The organism is Pseudomonas sp. R3.Fl, from assembly GCF_023516765.1.
Classification (GTDB): Bacteria; Pseudomonadota; Gammaproteobacteria; order Pseudomonadales; family Pseudomonadaceae; genus Pseudomonas; species Pseudomonas citronellolis.
Window position 1 is genome coordinate 2164904 of the sequence record NZ_JAMGSO010000001.1, and the last position, 18224, is coordinate 2183127.

Annotated in this window: 15 protein-coding genes; 7 read left to right on the forward strand and 8 right to left on the reverse strand. The window is 67.6% G+C overall.

Annotated elements, in window-relative coordinates:
• Positions 1-74 precede the first annotated feature (74 nt).
• Both M8R19_RS09320 and M8R19_RS09325 read right to left on the reverse strand, forming a co-directional pair.
• A complete protein-coding gene (locus M8R19_RS09320; protein WP_074976697.1) occupies positions 75-1292 on the reverse strand; it encodes an argininosuccinate synthase in 1218 nt (405 codons plus the stop codon).
• Between the two features lie 117 nt (positions 1293-1409).
• The gene (locus M8R19_RS09325; RefSeq protein WP_116422476.1) at positions 1410-2411 is read right to left on the reverse strand and encodes a flagellar protein MotY; all 1002 of its coding nucleotides are present in this window, start codon (positions 2409-2411) and stop codon (positions 1410-1412) included.
• Positions 2412-2552: 141 nt separating this feature from the next.
• On the opposite strand from M8R19_RS09325, the gene pyrC reads away from it, so the two are divergent.
• The 4 genes from pyrC (at position 2553) to bfrB (ending at position 5593) form a co-directional block, all read left to right on the forward strand.
• The gene (pyrC, locus tag M8R19_RS09330) at positions 2553-3599 is read left to right on the forward strand and encodes a dihydroorotase (RefSeq protein WP_249917640.1); all 1047 of its coding nucleotides are present in this window, start codon (positions 2553-2555) and stop codon (positions 3597-3599) included.
• Positions 3596-4270, forward strand: a complete 675-nt coding sequence (gene rnt / locus M8R19_RS09335; RefSeq protein WP_074976703.1) for a ribonuclease T — start codon at positions 3596-3598, stop codon at positions 4268-4270. Before pyrC ends, rnt begins: the two co-directional genes overlap by 4 nt.
• A 423-nt stretch (positions 4271-4693) precedes the next feature.
• Entirely contained in the window at positions 4694-4909 is a 216-nt protein-coding gene (locus M8R19_RS09340) for a bacterioferritin-associated ferredoxin (protein ID WP_009618406.1), read from the forward strand.
• A 207-nt stretch (positions 4910-5116) separates the two neighbouring features.
• The gene (gene bfrB / locus M8R19_RS09345) at positions 5117-5593 is read left to right on the forward strand and encodes a bacterioferritin BfrB (RefSeq protein ID WP_009618404.1); all 477 of its coding nucleotides are present in this window, start codon (positions 5117-5119) and stop codon (positions 5591-5593) included.
• A 41-nt stretch (positions 5594-5634) separates the two neighbouring features.
• Here the strand turns inward: bfrB and M8R19_RS09350 are convergent, their stop codons facing one another.
• The 4 genes from M8R19_RS09350 to M8R19_RS09365 all read right to left on the reverse strand — a co-directional run bounded on the left by M8R19_RS09350 (position 5635) and on the right by M8R19_RS09365 (position 10030).
• A complete protein-coding gene (locus tag M8R19_RS09350; RefSeq protein WP_249917641.1) occupies positions 5635-6795 on the reverse strand; it encodes an MFS transporter in 1161 nt (386 codons plus the stop codon).
• Positions 6796-6874: 79 nt separating this feature from the next.
• Entirely contained in the window at positions 6875-7201 is a 327-nt protein-coding gene (grxD, locus tag M8R19_RS09355; protein ID WP_058070522.1) for a Grx4 family monothiol glutaredoxin, read from the reverse strand.
• 103 nt (positions 7202-7304) lie between these two features.
• Entirely contained in the window at positions 7305-9398 is a 2094-nt protein-coding gene (locus M8R19_RS09360) for a molybdopterin oxidoreductase family protein (RefSeq protein WP_249917642.1), read from the reverse strand.
• Between the two features lie 197 nt (positions 9399-9595).
• Positions 9596-10030 (reverse strand): hypothetical protein, encoded by a 435-nt coding sequence (locus M8R19_RS09365; RefSeq protein ID WP_009618388.1) that lies wholly within the window; start codon positions 10028-10030, stop codon positions 9596-9598.
• Between the two features lie 326 nt (positions 10031-10356).
• Between M8R19_RS09365 and argF the strand changes: the two genes are divergently transcribed.
• Complete coding sequence (gene argF / locus M8R19_RS09370) at positions 10357-11274, forward strand: ornithine carbamoyltransferase (RefSeq protein WP_009618386.1); 918 nt, start codon at positions 10357-10359, stop codon at positions 11272-11274.
• 126 nt (positions 11275-11400) lie between these two features.
• Positions 11401-12474: an ABC transporter ATP-binding protein gene (locus M8R19_RS09375; RefSeq protein WP_249917643.1), complete on the forward strand. Its 1074-nt coding sequence runs from the start codon at positions 11401-11403 to the stop codon at positions 12472-12474.
• A 560-nt stretch (positions 12475-13034) separates the two neighbouring features.
• Here M8R19_RS09375 and M8R19_RS09380 read toward each other — a convergent pair.
• Both M8R19_RS09380 and M8R19_RS09385 read right to left on the reverse strand, forming a co-directional pair.
• Entirely contained in the window at positions 13035-15917 is a 2883-nt protein-coding gene (locus tag M8R19_RS09380; protein ID WP_249917644.1) for an HD domain-containing phosphohydrolase, read from the reverse strand.
• Complete coding sequence (locus M8R19_RS09385) at positions 15914-16765, reverse strand: substrate-binding periplasmic protein (RefSeq protein WP_043315845.1); 852 nt, start codon at positions 16763-16765, stop codon at positions 15914-15916. Before M8R19_RS09385 ends, M8R19_RS09380 begins: the two co-directional genes overlap by 4 nt.
• A 490-nt stretch (positions 16766-17255) precedes the next feature.
• Here M8R19_RS09385 and M8R19_RS09390 point away from each other — a divergent pair, with 490 nt between their 5' ends.
• The gene (locus M8R19_RS09390) at positions 17256-18158 is read left to right on the forward strand and encodes an alpha/beta fold hydrolase (RefSeq protein WP_074976717.1); all 903 of its coding nucleotides are present in this window, start codon (positions 17256-17258) and stop codon (positions 18156-18158) included.
• Positions 18159-18224: the final 66 nt, after the last annotated feature.

Sequence of the window (18224 nt, forward strand, 5' to 3'; positions counted from 1 at the left end):
CGGCCCGTTTCGGGCGCATAAAAGCAAACCCCGGCTCGTGGCCGGGGCTTGTCTGGCTCAGGCTGGCAAGCTTATCAGAACAGCTTGCGGCCCTTGTTCGCGGCGATGCGCATGCGCAGCGCGTTGAGCTTGATGAAGCCCGCGGCGTCGGCCTGGTTGTAGGCGCCGCCGTCTTCCTCGAAGGTCGCGATGTTGGCGTCGAACAGCGAGTCGTCGGACTTGCGGCCGACCACGATGACGTTGCCCTTGTACAGCTTCAGGCGCACCACGCCGTTCACGTACTCCTGGGAGGCGTCGATCATCTGCTGCAGCATCTCGCGCTCCGGGCTCCACCAGTAGCCGGTGTAGATCAGCTTGGCGTAGCGCGGCATCAGCTCGTCCTTCAGGTGAGCGACTTCGCGGTCCAGGGTGATCGACTCGATGGCGCGGTGGGCCCTGAGCATGATGGTGCCGCCGGGGGTCTCGTAGCAGCCGCGGGACTTCATGCCGACATAGCGGTTCTCGACGATGTCGAGGCGGCCGATGCCGTTGGCGCCGCCGATGCGGTTCAGCTCGGTCAGCACCTGCGCCGGGGTCATTTCCTTGCCGTCGATGGCGACGATGTCGCCCTTGCGGTAGGTCAGCTCGATGTAGGTCGCAGCGTCAGGGGCCTTCTCCGGGGAGACGGTCCACTTCCACATGTCCTCTTCGTGCTCGGTCCAGGTGTCCTCCAGCACGCCGCCTTCATAGGAGATGTGCAGCAGGTTGGCGTCCATGGAGTACGGCGACTTCTTCTTGCCGTGGCGCTCGATCGGGATGCCGTGGGTCTCGGCGTAGTCCATCAGCTTCTCGCGGGACAGCAGGTCCCACTCGCGCCAGGGGGCGATGACCTTGACGCCCGGCTTGAGCGCATAGGCGCCCAGCTCGAAGCGCACCTGGTCGTTGCCCTTGCCGGTGGCGCCGTGGGAGATGGCGTCGGCGCCGGTCTCGTTGGCGATCTCGATCAGGCGCTTGGCGATCAGCGGACGGGCGATGGAAGTACCCAGCAGGTACTCGCCTTCATAAATGGTGTTGGCGCGGAACATCGGGAAGACGAAGTCGCGGACGAACTCTTCTCGCAGGTCCTCGATGTAGATTTCCTTCACACCCAGGGCCTTGGCCTTGGCGCGGGCTGGCTCGACCTCTTCGCCCTGGCCGAGATCGGCAGTGAAGGTCACCACTTCGCAGTTATAAGTATCCTGCAGCCACTTGAGAATCACCGAGGTATCCAGGCCACCGGAATACGCCAGGACTACCTTCTTCACGTCCGCCATGCCATCACTCCACGGGGGGTTGTCACGAAAACCCCCGATTCTACTGCTGCGTTTCAGGAAATTACAGAGGCGCGACAGCTTTTGACGACAAAGCGACAGATTCTATCGTGAGTGCGACTAGGCGCCACGGGCTGGCGACTGGCCCGGCGGCGCCGAAGCCGGGGCGTTGCCGGCCGGGGCCTTGGCCTGCGGGGCCGCGGGCGCGGGGGCTGGCGGCACGGGCGGCATCGTGTTGGGCGCGGCGGTGGGCGCCAGCGGGGTTTCCGGCACTGCCTCGCGGGACAGGTGCAAGGTCACCCGGCGGTTGCGCGCGCGGTTGGCCTCGGAATTGTTCTTCACCAGCGGGTAGCGTTCGCCGTAGAAGCGCACGGTGATCTGCTCCTCGGGCACGCCGTGAGCCTTGAGGTATTCCATCACCGCCACCGCTCGGCGCCGCGAGATGTCACGGTTGCTCAGGCGGTTGCCGCTGTTGTCGGAATGGCCGTCCAGCTCGATGCGGTTCACCGTCGGGTCGGCCTTGAGGTACTGCAGGACGATGTCCAGCTTGGCGCGGGCCACGGCATCCAGGGCGTCGCCGCCACCGGGGAAGCCGACCTGCGCCTGGCGCACCTGCTCGAAGTTCACCGGCAGCATCTTCGTCGAGCAATCCTGCAGCTGCGCGTAGCCGTCGGCGAAGCGCGCCGGCAGCAGGCGCACCCGCAGGTCCTGGCCGCCCGTCGCGCGCAGGCGCACCTCGGGGCTGCGCCCTTCCAGCACGCCGTCGAGCAGGCGCCCGGCCTGCTGCTGGCTGCTGGTGAAGGGCACATCGCCGGCGACCAGGGCCACCGAGCCCAGGTTGATGTCGCCCTGGGTCGGCCGCCACGGCGGTGCCGCCGCCAGGAGCGTCGCCGAACCGCCGCCGGCCCAGTTGCGCTGTGGCTTTAAGCGGAAGGTCGGCTGCTCGCCGGCGCGCCAGACGAACTCGCCGACGCCGAAGCCGTCCACCTGTTGCGACAGGCGGCACTCGAACTGGTCGCCCGCCGCCGTCCAGCGCGCGTTCTCCAGGCGCGTCTGGAAGGTCAGCCCCCAGGCCGGCAGGCTGGCGCACAGGCCGAGCAGGAGAAAGTAGGAATGGCGCACGGACGGCTCCGGGTAATGCTGGAAAGTACCCAGGAGATATCGGACGGTCCCGGCGAAACTTGATAGCGAGTGCCGGCCGCGGGCTTTTCCGGTAGCATTTCCCCACTTCAATTCCGCTGCAAATCGTCCTCTGGTATCCCCATGTCCGACCGCCTGACCCTGCTGCGCCCCGACGACTGGCACATCCACCTGCGCGACGGCGACGCCCTCGCCCAGACCGTCGGCGATGCCGCGCGCACCTTCGGCCGCGCCATCATCATGCCCAACCTGGTGCCGCCGGTACGCAACGCCGGCGAAGCCGACGCCTACCGCCAGCGCATCCTCGCCGCGCGCCCGGCCGGCAGCCGCTTCGAACCGCTGATGGTGCTCTACCTCACCGACCGCACCAGCGCCGAGGACGTGCGCAACGCCAAGGCCAGCGGCTTCGTCCACGCGGCCAAGCTGTACCCGGCCGGTGCCACCACCAACTCCGATTCCGGCGTGACCAGCATCGACAACATCTTCCACGTGCTCGAGGCCATGGCCGAAGTCGGCCTGCCGCTGCTGGTGCACGGCGAGGTGACCCGCGCCGAGGTAGACGTGTTCGACCGCGAGAAGCGCTTCATCGACGAGCACCTGGCCCGCGTGGTCGAGCGCTTCCCGACGCTCAAGGTGGTGTTCGAGCACATCACCACCGGCGATGCGGCGCAGTTCGTCCTGGCCGCCCCGGCCAACGTCGGCGCCACCATCACCGCCCACCACCTGCTGTACAACCGCAACCACATGCTGGTCGGCGGCATCCGCCCGCACTTCTATTGCCTGCCGATCCTCAAGCGCAACGTGCATCAGGAAGCCCTGCTCGACGCCGCCACCAGCGGCAATCCGAAGTTCTTCCTCGGCACCGACTCGGCGCCCCACGCCCGCCACGCCAAGGAAGCGGCCTGCGGCTGCGCCGGCTGCTACACCGCCTACGCCGCCATCGAGCTGTACGCCGAGGCCTTCGAGCAGCGCAACGCCCTGGACAAGCTGGAAGCCTTCGCCAGCTTCCACGGCCCGGACTTCTACGGCCTGCCGCGCAACGCCGACAGCATCACCCTGGTCCGCGAGGAATGGCAGGCGCCCGCCAGCCTGCCCTTCGGCGACCATGAGGTGGTGCCCCTGCGCGCCGGCGAAAAACTGCGCTGGCGCCTGCTGGAGGCCGGCGCATGAGCGAGGAGCATTACGAAGAAGAGTTCGACGGCAACTTTCCCCCCGGCCCGCGCCACCCCATGGCGCGCCGCTTCCGCGGCTACCTGCCGGTGGTGGTGGACGTCGAGACCGGCGGCTTCAACTGCGCCACCGACGCCCTGCTGGAAATCGCCGCGGTGACCATCGGCATGGACGAGAACGGCTACCTGTTCCCGGAACATACCCATTTCTTCCGCGTCGAGCCCTTCGAAGGCGCCAACATCGAGCCGGCGGCCCTGGAGTTCACCGGCATCAAGCTCGACCACCCGCTGCGCATGGCGGTGGCCGAGGAGCAGGCGCTCACCGAGATCTTCCGTGGCGTGCGCAAGTCGCTGAAGGCCAACGGCTGCAAGCGGGCGATCCTGGTCGGCCACAACAGCAGCTTCGACCTGGGCTTCCTCAACGCCGCGGTGAACCGCACCGGGCTCAAGCGCAACCCGTTCCACCCCTTCTCCAGCTTCGACACCGCCACCCTCGCCGGCCTGGCCTACGGCCAGACGGTCCTGGCCAAGGCCTGCCAGGCCGCCGGCATGGAATTCGACAACCGCGAGGCGCACTCGGCACGCTACGACACCGAGAAGACCGCGGAGCTGTTCTGCGGGATCGTCAACCGCTGGAAGGAATGTGGTGGGTGGATGGAGGATGAGGACTGATTCTGGTTCTTGGCCCTCTGCTATGAAAAAGCCCCGCCGGTGCGGGGCTTTTTTATTGGATCGATGCCTGGGGCTGTTCGTGCCACCGGGGCGTCCGGCGTGGCCGGTGAACCCCATCGCGGACGGAGTCCGCTCCTACGCCCGTACCTCCCTGAACCTCAGGCTTATGCCGAGGTGCTCTTCGTAGGATGGGTTGAGCTTGCGATACCCATGCTGCCGTGGTGATGGGTATCGCTTCGCTCAACGCCATCCTACGAAAAACCGTGCTTCCTGGAACCGTAGGAGCGGACTCCGTCCGCGATTGGGCCCTTCCCCCCGAAAGACCGTTCGTCGACACGCCAAAAAGTCTCCCCTCAACTTTTGACAATCATTCTCATTAACATTAGTATCGACGCCAACAACCCCACACCAGTAGTGCCATCCATGTACGTCTGCCTCTGCCAAGGTGTTACCGATACCCAGATCCGCGACGCGATCTATGAAGGATGCTGCAGTTACCGCGAAGTGCGTGAAAGCACCGGCGTTGGCACTCAGTGCGGCAAGTGCGCCTGCCTCGCCAAGCAGGTGGTGCGCGAGACCCTCGGCGACCTGCAGGGCGCGCAAACGATGAACTACTCGCTGGCCTATGCCGCCAGTTGAGCGATGCCGATTCGGCATACGCCAGAAGAACCGGGCCCAGGCCCGGTTTTTTTATGCCCGTAATTCAAGGATTTAGCGTCTAACTGCGGAATGAAAACATTCGTATTCATATTCCTTTTTATAACTAAATCAATAGCTTACGTTTGACATCCGGTTATAAGAGAGCGAAAATTCCAGTCCTACCCACTCCACACGGCAGGACTCGGCATGAAAGGCGACAAGAAAGTCATCCAGCATCTGAACAAGGTCCTCGGTAACGAGCTGATCGCCATCAACCAATACTTCCTGCACTCGCGCATGTGGAACGACTGGGGCCTGAAGCGCCTCGGCGCCCACGAGTACCACGAGTCGATCGACGAGATGAAGCATGCGGACAAGCTCATCGAACGCATCCTCTTCCTCGAGGGCCTGCCCAACCTGCAGGACCTGGGCAAGCTGCTGGTCGGCGAGAACACCCAGGAAATGCTGCAGTGCGACCTGAACCTGGAACTCAAGGCCGCGAAGGACCTGCGCGACGCCATCGTGCATTGCGAAAGCGTGCATGACTACGTCAGCCGCGACCTGCTCAAGAACATCCTCGAGTCCGAGGAAGAGCACATCGACTACCTGGAGACCCAGCTCGGCCTGATCCAGAAGGTCGGTCTGGAGAACTACCTGCAGTCGCACATGCACGAAGACGACTGACGGTTGCGGGCGCCGCCTTACGCGGCGCCCCCCGTTCTTCCCTACCCCGCCTGCTGCGGGCGGCGCACCAGGTGTGCCCAGAACAGCAGCCCCGCGCACAGCCCCACCACCACCAGCAATGCCAGGTGCAGGCCGATGTGCTCGGCCAGGATGCCGATCAGCGGCGGCCCCAGCAGCAACCCGCCATAACCGAACGACGCCACCGCGGCGACCCCGCTCGATGCCTCCACGCCCGGCCGGTTGCCGGCCGCGCCGATGAGGATCGGCACCACCACCGACAGGCCCAGGCCGACCAGGGCGAAGCCCGCCACCGACAGCTCGGCGCGGCCGCCGAACAGCGCCAGCAGCATGCCGGCGATGGCCAGCAGGCTGAGCCCGCGCACCAGGGCGACGTCGGCGACGTGCAGGCGCAGGCGGTCACCGAACAGCCGGCCGATCACCATGGTCGCCGAGAAGGCGGCGAAGCCCAGCGCTGCCATCCGCTCCGAAGCGCCCAGCACGCTGTGCAGCAGTAGCGCGCTCCAATCTGCCACCGCGCCTTCGGAGACGAAGGCGCAGAGCGTCAGCAGCCCCAGGCCGACCAGCGCCGCCGGCGGCAGCCGGAGCCCCCGCCGGCGCGGTTGTGCATCGGCCTGAGGTTCGCTGCGCCCTTCCAGCAGACGCCGGCCGAACAGCGGCAGGGCCAGTAGCGTCAGCACGGCGAGCAGGCTGAAATGCCGGAACGGCGTGAGGTCTGCCAGCAAGGCCGCGCCCAGCGCGCCGATCAGGCCGCCGAGGCTGTACATGCCATGCAGGCTGGACAGGCAGGGCCGGCCCAGCAGGCGCTCCACCTCCACCGCCTGGGTGTTCATCGCCACGTCCAGGGTGGCGAAGGTCAGCCCTACCAGCAGCAGCGCCAGGGCCAGCGCCCACCAGCTCTGGCACAGCCCCAGCAGCGGGAACACCAGCAGCAGCGCCGCGGCGCTGGCCAGGGTCACCCGCCGGCTACCGAGGCGCCGCACCAACGTGCCGGCGAAGGAGAACGCCAGCAATGCGCCGAGTCCGGCGCCCAGCAGCGCCTGGCCCAGGCCCTGTTCGTCGACGCCGGTGAGGCTCTTCAGCGCCGGGATGCGCCCCATGACGCTGCCATGCACCAGCCCGCCGGCGCCGAAGCAGAAGGCGCAGGCCCAACGGGCCGCGCGGGCCCTCTTGCGGTCGTCCATCGGTTCGAATCCTTTCTCCGCACAAATGAAAAACCCCGCGCTGGCGCGGGGTTCTTCGCTACGACGGCTATGCCGTCGATCAGGCTTCGGCGTTGCCGACGGCCTGCTTGATCAGCGGCTGCAGTTCGCCCTTTTCGAACATCTCGACGAGGATGTCGCTGCCCCCGACCAGTTCGCCCCCCACCCACAGCTGCGGGAAGGTCGGCCAGTTGGCGTACTTCGGCAGGTTGGCGCGGATTTCCGGGTTCTGCAGGATGTCGACGTAGGCGAATTTCTCGCCGCAGGCCATCAGCACCTGCGCGGCGCGGGCGGAGAAACCGCACTGCGGAGCGTTCGGCGAACCTTTCATGTACAGCAGGATGGGGTTGTTGGCGATCTGCTCTTTGATGGTATCGATGATGTCCATTGGCTAACCTCGGCTGAACTTCGCTACTGCCCGGCAATGCAGCCGGTACTTTGCCGACAGTGTACCGGAAAGCCGAGCACAGCGCTCGGCTTTGCCGCACGCCTCAGGCCGCCTCCACCTCCACCGGCACGCCGTTGAGCGCGGCGTTGCCGGACAGCGCGTCGAGGTGGCGCTCGTCGGTCAGGTCGTTGGCGCTGGCGCCGCCCTGCCCGCTGGCGATGGCCAGTTGCACGCCGGGGCGCGCATGGCCCCAGCCGTGGGGCAGGCTGACCACGCCAGCCATCACCTCGTCGCTGGCCGCCACCTCGATCTCGACGCTGCCCACCCGCGAACGCACCCGCACCCGCTGGCCATCCACCAGGCCGCGGCTGGCCAGGTCCTGGGGGTGCATCAGCAACTGGTGGCGCGGCTTGCCCTTCACCAGGCGGTGGTAGTTGTGCATCCAGGAGTTGTTGCTGCGCACGTGACGGCGGCCGATCAGCAGCAACTGTCCCTCGGCCGGCGCCGGGGTGTCGGCGAAGCGCCCGAGGTCGGCGAGGAACAACGCCGGCGCGGCTTCCACCTGCCGGCTGGGGGTCTTCAGGCGCGCCGCCAGGTTCGGCCGCAGCGGGCCAAGATCCAGGCCATGGGGATGCTCGCGCAGGCGCGCCAGGCTGAGCTTGTGCTCGCTGGCATCGCCATAGGGACCGAAGCGCAGGCCCATGTCGATCATCTGTTCCGGCGCCACGGTCGGCTTCAGCTCGGTGCCCTGGCGCGCGGCATAGGCCTTGGCCAGGCCGACGAAGATTTCCCAGTCGTGCAGCGCGCCGGCGGGCCTGGGCAGCACCGCCTCGTTGAAGCGGGTGACGTTGCGCACCGCGAAGACATTGAAGGTGCTGTCGTAGTGCTCGTGCTCCAGCGGCGCGGTGGGCGGCAGGATGAGATCGGCGTAGCGCGTGGTCTCGTTGATGTAGAGGTCGATGGCGAGCATGAACTCCAGGCCGTCGAGGGCTTGCTCCAGGCGCCGCCCGTTGGGGGTGGAGAGCACCGGGTTGCCGGCCACGGTGACCAGCGCGCGGACCTGGCCCTCGCCCTCGGTGAGCATTTCCTCGGCCAGCGCTGCCACTGGCAGTTCACCGCCGTACTCCGGCAAGCCCGACACCCGGCTGCGCCAGCGGCCGAAGGCACCACCGGAAGTGCTCGCCACCAGGTCCACGGCCGGCGTGGTGCAGAGACTGCCGCCGACGCGGTCGAGGTTGCCGGTGACCAGGTTGATCAGTTGCACCAGCCATTGGCAGAGGGTGCCGAAGCGCTGGGTGGAAACGCCCATGCGCCCGTAGCACACCGCCTTGTCGGCGGCGGCGAAGTCCCGGGCCAGCTCGCGGATGCTCGCCGCCGGCACGCCGCAGCGCTGCGCCATGGCCTCGACGCCGAAGGGCGCCAGCGCCGTGCGCACCTCCTCCAGCCCGGCCACCGGCAGGTGTCTGGCGCGCCCCAGGTTCTCACTGAACAACACGTCGAGGATGCCCAGCAGCAGCGCCGCGTCCTGCCCCGGGCGGATGAACAGGTGCTGGTCGGCCAGCGCCGCGGTCTCGGTGCGCCGCGGGTCCACCACCACCAGGCGGCCGCCGCGGGCCTTCAGGGCCTTGAGGCGTTTCTCCACGTCCGGCACGGTCATGATGCTGCCGTTGGAAGCCAGCGGGTTGCCGCCGAGGATCAGCATGAAGTCGGTGTGGTCGATGTCCGGGATGGGGATCAGCAGGCCGTGGCCGAACATCTGCTGACTGACCAGGTGGTGCGGCAGCTGGTCCACGGAGGTGGCCGAGTAGCGGTTGCGCGTCTTCAACTGGCCGAGGAAGTAGTTGCTGTGGGTCATCAGCCCGTAGTTGTGCACGCTGGGGTTGCCCTGGTACACGGCCACCGCGTCGTTGCCGTGGCGCTCGCGGATCTCGGCCAGGCGCGCGGCGACCAGCTCGAAGGCCTCGTCCCAGGCGATCTGCTGCCACTCGCCGCCGACCCGCCGCATCGGCTGGCGCAGGCGGTCGGGGTCGTTCTGGATGTCTTGCAGGGCCACTGCCTTGGGGCAGATGTGGCCGCGGCTGAAACTGTCCCGCGCATCGCCCTTGATCGACAGGATGCGCTGCTCCTCGGTTTCGATGGTCAGGCCGCAGATGGCCTCGCACAGGTGGCACGCACGGTGGTGGAGGGTCTTGCTCATGGCTCGCCTCTTGTTGTTGCGCCGGCCTTCATGGGCCGGTCGTTACCAGAGCGAGCACTATGGAACGGCGCCGCGGCGAACGCCACAAGCCTAAGTGCAGTGAATCGGGGGGTATAGACGTGAATCGGGCCGGCACGGGGCCGGCCCTCCACCAGGGGACGACGGTCGGCAGAGGGGGGATGCCGACCGTGCTGGCATCAGCGGATGCCGGCGATGTTGCCTTTGTTGCCGGTGACCTTGACGTCGACCTTCTTGAACACGAAGTAGTCCTGTACCGACACTTCGTAGCGCGGCGCGACGATCAGGTCGGCGCCGGAGCTCTTCACGGCCTTGAAGGCCGCGGCGGACTTGACGCTGGACACCGGGTCGAAGGACAGCAGCGAGCCGCCGTCGGTGCCGCCGTAGGCCACGCCGTCGGCGAACTGGTTGTCACCGCCGAACTTGAGGAAGCCGAACAGGATGTTCACCGAGGATTGGCCGGTGATCGGCTCGCCGACGCGGACGTCGGCCTTGAGGTCGGTGCTCACCACGCCATCCATGGGCGCCGACGGCTGGTTGACGTTGTAGCTGGTGCAACCGCTGGCGGTCACGATCACCGCTGCCAGGGCGGTGCTCATCCATAGTTTCTTCATTGAAAACTTCTCCTAATGGCTTGTGCCGCCGGACTCGGCGGCGGCGAAAAGCTATCAAGGGAGACGCGGGCGTTTATGTAGTCCCGCTCGCCAGACCCAATAGGACCTTTCCGTTCGTTTCCGAAATGTTCCGAAACCCGCCGCCACCGGGCCCGGCGGGGCTCTCAGCGGCAAACTTGCGTGGATGCGTAATTTCCTTATAGGATCGCGTCTTCCCCCTAAATTTCCGCTGCATGCGGTCAGGCCGCAGGTTCAGTCCGTTTTTTCTCGAAAAGCCGGCCAGACCCTCGGTCGCAACTCTGAGAATAAGCAGTAGGTACTGAATCATGAGCGCAAGGCACTTCCTCTCGATGCTGGATTACACGACCGACGAACTCCTCGGTCTGATCCGCCGCGGCAGCGAGCTGAAGGACCTGCGCGACCGAGGCGTGCTCTACGAGCCACTGAAGAACCGCGTGCTGGGCATGATCTTCGAGAAGGCCTCGACCCGTACGCGGATCTCCTTCGAAGCCGGCATGATCCAGCTCGGCGGCCAGGCGATCTTCCTCTCCCCGCGCGACACCCAGCTGGGCCGCGGCGAACCCATCGCCGACGCGGCGAAGGTGATGTCGCGCATGGTCGACGCGGTGATGATCCGCACCTTCGCCCACAGCACCCTCACCGAGTTCGCCGCCAACTCGCGGGTGCCGGTGATCAACGGCCTGTCCGACGACCTGCACCCCTGCCAGCTGCTGGCCGACATGCAGACCTTCCACGAGCACCGCGGCAGCATCGCCGGCAAGACGGTGGCCTGGATCGGCGACGGCAACAACATGTGCAACAGCTACATCGAGGCGGCCATCCGCTTCGACTTCCAGCTGCGCGTGGCCTGCCCCGAGGGCTACGAGCCCAGCGCCGCGCTGCAGGAACTGGCCGGCGAGCGCGTGCGCGTGGTCCGTGACCCGCGCGAAGCGGTGGCCGGCGCGCATCTGGTGAGCACCGACGTCTGGGCCTCCATGGGCCAGGAAGACGAAGCCCAGGCGCGCCTGCGCACCTTCCGCCCCTACCAGGTGAGCCGCGAGCTGCTCGACGGCGCCGCCGCGGACGTGCTGTTCATGCACTGCCTGCCGGCGCACCGTGGCGAGGAGATCAGCGAGGACCTGCTGGACGACCCGCGCTCGGTGGCCTGGGACCAGGCGGAGAACCGCCTGCATGCGCAGAAGGCGCTGCTCGAACTGCTGGTCGAACACGCCCACTACGCCTGACCTTCACCCAGCCGCACGGCCCCGGCCCGCCGTGCGGCACGGGGTCGCCGCGTTCGCGCCGGCGAGTAATTCTCATTCGCCACGTGTAAACTCTCTGCCTCCGCTTCTTTCTCCACGGCCCGATCCATGACCCGACCGCTGTTGCTCGAACTCAGAAACCTCTCCTGTGGCTATGGGCAGCAGCGCGTGGTGCAGGACGTCAGCCTGCACCTGAACGCCGGCGACATCGGCTGCCTGCTGGGCCCCTCCGGTTGCGGCAAGACCACCACCCTGCGCGCCATCGCCGGGTTCGAGCCGGTGCAGGAAGGCGAGATCCACCTGGCCGGCGAGGCCATCTCGCGCCCCGGCTTCACCCTGGCGCCGGAGAAGCGCCGCATCGGCATGGTGTTCCAGGACTACGCGCTGTTCCCGCACCTGACGGTGGAGGACAACGTCGCCTTCGGCATCCGCAAGCACCCCGAAGGCCGGCGCATCGTCACCGAGCTGCTGGAGCTGGTGAAGCTCGACAAGCTCGGCCGGCGCTACCCCCACGAGCTGTCCGGCGGCCAGCAGCAGCGCGTGGCCCTGGCCCGCGCGCTGGCCCCCGAGCCGCTGCTGCTGCTGCTCGACGAGCCCTTCTCCAACCTCGACGTGGAGCTGCGCCGCAAGCTCAGCCACGAGGTCCGCGAAATCCTCAAGGCGCGCGGCACCAGCGCCGTGCTGGTGACCCACGACCAGGAAGAGGCCTTCGCCGTCAGCGACCAGGTCGGCGTGTTCAAGCACGGCCACCTGGAGCAGTGGGACACCCCCTTCAACCTCTACCACGAGCCGCAGACGCCCTTCGTCGCCAGCTTCATCGGCCAGGGCTATTTCATCCGCGGGCAGATGCTCGACCCGGACAGCGTGCAGACCGAACTGGGCGTGCTGCGCGGCAACCGCGCCTACAGCCTGCCCCAGGGCAGCGCGGTGGACGTGCTGCTGCGCCCGGACGACCTGGTCTACGCCCCCCAGGGCACCCTGAAGGCGCGCATCGTCGGCAAGTCGTTCCTCGGCGCGGCGACCCTGTACCGCCTGCAACTGGCCACCGGCACCCTGCTGGAATCGATCTTCCCCAGCCATGCCGATCACCAGCCGGGCGAGGAAGTCGGCATCGGCGTGGCCGCCGACCACCTGGTGCTGTTCCAGGCCGAGGGCAGCGTGGCGCTGGACTCGCCGCGCTGACGCCGCCCCGGAGGGAGAGGGGCTGTTCGTGCCACCGGGACGTCCGGCGTGGCCGGTGAATCCCATCGCGGACGGAGTCCGCTCCTACGGTTCCAGGAAGCACGGCTTTTCGTAGGATGGCGTTGAGCGAAGCGATACCCATCCTACGGGGCTTCCCTGGAACTGTAGGACTCCGTCCGCGATAGCCGGAGCCACCAGCGCGATTCGCGGATGAGATCCGCTCCTACGCTGCCCCATCCACGCCATTCCCATGTAGGAGCGCGCCCTGCGCGCGAATCGCGGGCAGGGCCCGCTCCTACAGGTTGCCGGGAAGCACGGTATGCCTCCCCCGTAGCGGACCTTGTCCGCGATAGCCGGACGATCCGGCGCGATTCGCGGATGAGATCCGCTCCTACGCTGCCCCACCCACGCCATTTCCATGTAGGAGCGCGCCCTGCGCGCGATTTCGCGGGCAGGGCCTCCTACAGGTTGCCGGAAAGCACGGCATGCCTCCCCCGTAGGAGCGGACTCTGTCCGCGATTCGGCGGATAACGCCGTAGTGATCAGCATTACGCCGCGGCTCAGGCCTTCTCCGCCTGCCCCGCCTCGACGATGGCCAGCACCGCCGCTTCGTCCACCACATCCATCTGCTCCGGCCGCAGGAAGCGCTCGCCGTACTCGCGGTACACGCCGCTGGCCACGAACAGCCGGAACAGCCCCGCGTCCACATGGCGGTCGCGGGCCATGCAGGCGAGGATCTTCAGCGACTCGGACAGCGTCTTCGGCGCCTTGTAGGGGCGGTCGGCGGCAGTCAGCGCCTCGAAGATGTCGGCAATAGCCATGATCCGCTCGGGAATGCTCATCGCCTCGCCCGACAACCGCCGCGGGTAGCCGGTGCCGTCCATCTTCTCGTGGTGGTTGGCGGCGATGGTCGGCACCCGGCGCAGGTGCCGGGGCAACGGCAGCGCGCTGAGCATCATCAGCGTCTGGACGATGTGCTCGTTGATCTTGAAGCGCTCCTCGTCGGTCAGGGTGCCGCGGCGGATGCCCAGGTTGTACAGCTCGCCGTAGTGGCTGGCGAAGGCCGGCAGGCGCATGTCGAAGCCCCAGGTGTTGCGCGGATCGTCCTTGGCCACCGGCGGCTTGCGTTCGCCCCAGGGCACCTGGTGCGCGGGCTTGTCGGCCAGCAGGCGTTCCTCCACCGGCAGCGGCTCGACCGGCGTCGCGGCCAGGCGCTCGGCCTCGTCGTGGGAGATGCCGATACGGTCGTCGAAGTGCCGCCACCAGCGGCGCTCGCCGATGCGCGCCAGGCGCTCGATGTCCTCGTCCTTCATGAACTCGCCGCCGACGTTGGCCTGGGCGACGAAGGCGAAGTCCTCGCGTAGCGCCTGCTGCTCGGCATCGCGCCGCTCGCGCAGGGCTGCCTCCTCGCCGCCCTCGGCGCGGCCACGCCAGTAGCGGATGTCGGCGTCGCGCCAGAGCACCTCGAAGCGCATGCGGACTTCGTGCAGGCGGTTGTACAGGGTCTCCAGCTTGGTGGCCTTGTCCACCACGTACTCGGGGCTGGTGATCTTGCCGCAGTCGTGCAGCCAGGCGGCGATCTGGAATTCGTAGCGCTCGGCGTCGCTCATGGCGAAGGCCGCGTAGGGCCCGTCGTGGTCGTCGATGGCCTTCTGCAGCAGCATGTCGGCCAGTTGCGGCACCCGCTCGCAATGGCCGCCGGTGTAGGGGCTCTTGGCGTCGATGGCGTCGGCCAGCAGCTTGATGATGGCGTCCAGCAGGCGCTGCTGCGCCTCGATCAGCTGGCGCGTCTCGATGGCCACGGCGGCGGCGCCGGACAGCTCCTCGACGAAGCGCTTGAACGGCCGCCGCGGCGTGCGCCGGCGCTCGCCCTCCTCCTGCAGCTGCAGCACCAGGATGCCCAGCAGTTCCTCGCTGCGGTTGCGCAGCGGCACCTCCATGTGCCGGCCGCGGCCGCTCAGGGCCTGGTCCAGCAGGCTGGCCAGCTGTGCCTCGTCGAAGCCCTCGATGAGCAGTGACTGCGGGTAGTGCTCGCCGTTCACCGCGCAGGCCTGCACCAGGCGATTGTCCTGTTCCTGCAGCAGGTACACCGCGCCGCCCTGCACGCCGGTAGCCACCACCAGGCGCGACAGCACCTCGGCGAGCATGCTGTCCAGGCGCGTCTCGCGGCTCAGGCTGAGGGTGATCCCCTGGAAGTTGTGGATGGTCCGCGACATGCCGCCGAGCACCCGGCTCAGCTCGCGCACCTCGCGGATCTTCGAGTCGACGCCCACCGGCCGGGCGAAGTCGAAGGCCGCCAGCGCCCCCACCTGGTCGGCCAGGGCCCGCAGCGGGCGGGCGATGCGCCGGCCGATCAGCCAGCCGAGCAGCAGCAGGGCCAGCAGCAGCGCGCCGCTCCAGGCGGCCTGGTGCAACAGCATCTGCCGCGCGCCGGCCAGCAGTTCGTCGGCCGGGATGCCGATCAGCACCCGCGCCTGGCCGCTGGCGAAGTTCACCAGCGGCACCCAGATGCCGTACCAGTCCTGCCCCGCCACCTGGTAGCGCTGCGGCGTGCCGGGCGGGCCGCCAAGGTCCACCAGGCGTTCCAGGCTGGGCACACCGAGTTCGTCGAGGTGGGCCAGGCGCACCTCGCCGCCCTGGTGCAGCAGCAAACGCTCCAGGTCCGGGTAGGCGATCACCGTGTTCTGCTCACCGAGCACCGCCAGCTCGGTGTTGGCGGTCTGGCGCAGGCCGCCCATCTCGGTGGCCAGGTCGTCCACCGAGGCGTCCATGCCGATCACCGCCGCGCCGTCGACGCTGCGCAGGGCCAGGGTCAGGCCGATCTCCTGGGTGGTGAAGAACACGTAGGGCTGCGTCAGCACCGTGCCCTTGCCGGCGTAGGCGTCCTTGTACCAGGGGCGCTGGCGCGGGTCGTAGCGGTAGTCGGGGCGTTCCTGGCGCTGCAGCAGTTGCAGGCGCGCGTCGTAGAAGCGCCACTCGCCGACCAGCGCGCCCTGCTCGCCGAGGGTCTGGCTCTGCACCAGGTAGAAGGTCTTCTCCGGGGCCTTGAGCGCCTGGCGCGCCTTGGCCGTGCGCAGGGCGCGGATCAGCAGGAACTCGCCGTTCGGGTAGCCGATGTAGAGCGCGCTGAGGGTGCGGTTGGCGCGCAGGTTCTCGGCCAGCATCGGCAGGCGCTCCAGGCGCGCCGGCAGGTTGTCGGTCTGCGAGATGCCGTCGTAGCTGAGCAGGCGCAGGGTGTTCTGCGCCGGGTCGAGCAACCGGCGGATGCGCTCGTTGACCGTCACCCCGAGCTGCGCCGCGGATTCCCCAGCCGCCGTCACCAACGCCCCTTCCACGCCCCGGTAGCCCTGCACCAGCAGGGACACGGCCAGCACCAGCATGCTCAGAATGATGGCGCCGGTCACCAGGACCTGCAGGGGGATGCCGCGCTTGTCTGCCCTCATGGTGCCTCGTCCTGTCCGCCTTGCCCGTCGGGGGTCGGCCGGTAGCCGTTGTCGAGAAGCGCCGCAGCGACGTCCAGCGGCGCGTTGCGCAGGAAGATGCGGACCAGCGAGCCGTCCAGCCGCAGGTCCTCGAACAGGCGCTGCCACTGCGCGCTCTGCGCCGCGCTGAAACGCCCGCGGGCCAGCACCAGGCTGCGCGGCACGCCGGGCCCGCGGGCCACGTCGATGCCGCGGAAGCGGTGGCGCAGCGCCGGCTCGTGGAGCAGCCCGGACAGGCTCAGTTCGTGGCCGATCAGCCCGTCCACCTCGCCGCCCAGCAGGGCGTTGAAGCAGGCCGTCTCGTCGACGTATTCGCGCACCCGCCCCTCGCTGCGCAGGATGCGCAGCATGGCGTCCAGGTAGGGGCCGTGGTTGTAGCCGGCGACCGCGCCCAGGCGCACGCCCGGCAGCGCGTGGAAGTCGTCCAGGCTGTGCAGGTCGGCGGACAGGTCCAGCGGCACGATCAGCCGTTCGCGCAGGCGCAGGTAGGGCACGAAGTAGGCGTAGCGGCGCTGCTCGACGGTGGCCACGGCGCTGGTGGCCATGTCCAGTTCGCCGCGCTGCAGGGCCGTCCAGATCTGCGCCCGCGGCCGCACCGAGACCTCGAAGGCGCAGCCGGTGCGGCGCGCCAGTTCCGCCACCAAGTCGGCGTCCAGGCCCTTGCCGTCGTGGTAGAATACCTGGTTGCGGTAGAACGCCAGGCGCACCGGTTGCGCGCAGCCGTAGAGGTCATCCGCGGCCGCGGGCGGACCCGCGCAGGCCAGCACGGCGAAAACCAGCCCGGTTCGCAAAACAGGGTGCACGACCATGAATCCGACCCATCCGTTGTGTCGGCCAGGGAGGAGCGCAACGACCTCTTCCGCGGCAGGAGAGTTAGTTAGAAAGAGCTGTAGGAAAGTGTAATAGGACGCTGGCCTTTTGCCGGAAAAACGCAGTTCGTCGGATTCCACCCCGGCGGCGGCGGGAAAACGCCCGGCACAGGCTTGCGGCGGGCGAACCGTCCTGCTTAACTCTGCCCCATGCGTGACTCATCGGTCACGCATCACGTCCAAGAAGATTTTTTCCGCTCGGCACTTCCCGGCCCAGCCTTTCCTACCTGCCTCGAAAGCCCCGTGCACGGCCCTCCCGAAGAGGTTCGGCGCTTCGCTTTTGCACTTATAAGTTTTTGAAAATAAAAGAAATATGAACTTTCGCCGAGTGACATGAAGCTGTCACCTCGAGGCGTTTTCCTTCTGCCTGGTAGTTCTCTCGTACCCAATCGTGGGTGCATCCATTCGAGCTGCGTATGGAGGAAGCGACATGAGGCCGGAAACCGCCGTCGTCGAAATTCTGCAACACCGGGTCTACACGGAGTTCCACGCCAACAGGGAAGCACGCCAGACCATCATCCTGGTCAACGGCTCGCTGGCTACTACCGCCTCCTTTGCGCAAACGGTGAAATACCTGCAACCGCACTTCAACGTGGTCTGCTACGACCAGCCCTATGCCGGCGGGTCCAAGGCGCACAACGACTGCCGCGAATTCATCAGCAAGGAGTACGAGGCGCAGCTGCTGCTCGGGCTGATCGAGCACTACCGCGCCGACGTGGTGATGTCCTTCTCCTGGGGCGGGGTGGCCACCCTGCTGGCCCTGGCGCAGCGACCCAGCCGCATCCGCAAGGCGGTGATCAGCTCCTTCTCGCCGCTGCTCAACGCCTCGATGCTCGACTACCTGCACCGCGGCCTGGACTACCTGGGCGCCTGCGACCGGCCGAACGTCGCCAGCCTGGTCAACGAGACCATCGGCCGCTACCTGCCGCAGTTGTTCAAGCGCTACAACTTCCGCCACGTCGCCGGCCTGGACGAGCACGAGTACCGGCAGATGCATTTCCACATCTGCCAGGTGCTCAAGCTCAGCGCCGAGAGCTACATGGAGAAGTTCGCCGCCATCGACATCCCGCTGCTGTTCCTCAACGGCGAGCTGGACCTCTACACCACGCCGGCCGAGGCCAAGCTGTTCCAGCAGTTGATCCGCGATTGCGAGTTCCGCACCATCCGCAATGCCGGGCACTTCATCGATGTCGAGCACAAGCAGGGCTGGCACGACACCCGCGATGCCCTGCTCGGCTTCCTGAAGCCGCAGCGCCAGCCGATCAGCCTGTCCCTGGGCAACGGCTACCTGCCCAACCAGCAGGGCATTCCGGTGGCCGCCCTGGCCGGCTGAACGCCCCGTTCCCGTCGTCCGGCTCCCGCCTCCCCGGCGGGTGGCCGAGGCCTTCCCGCAGCCGTG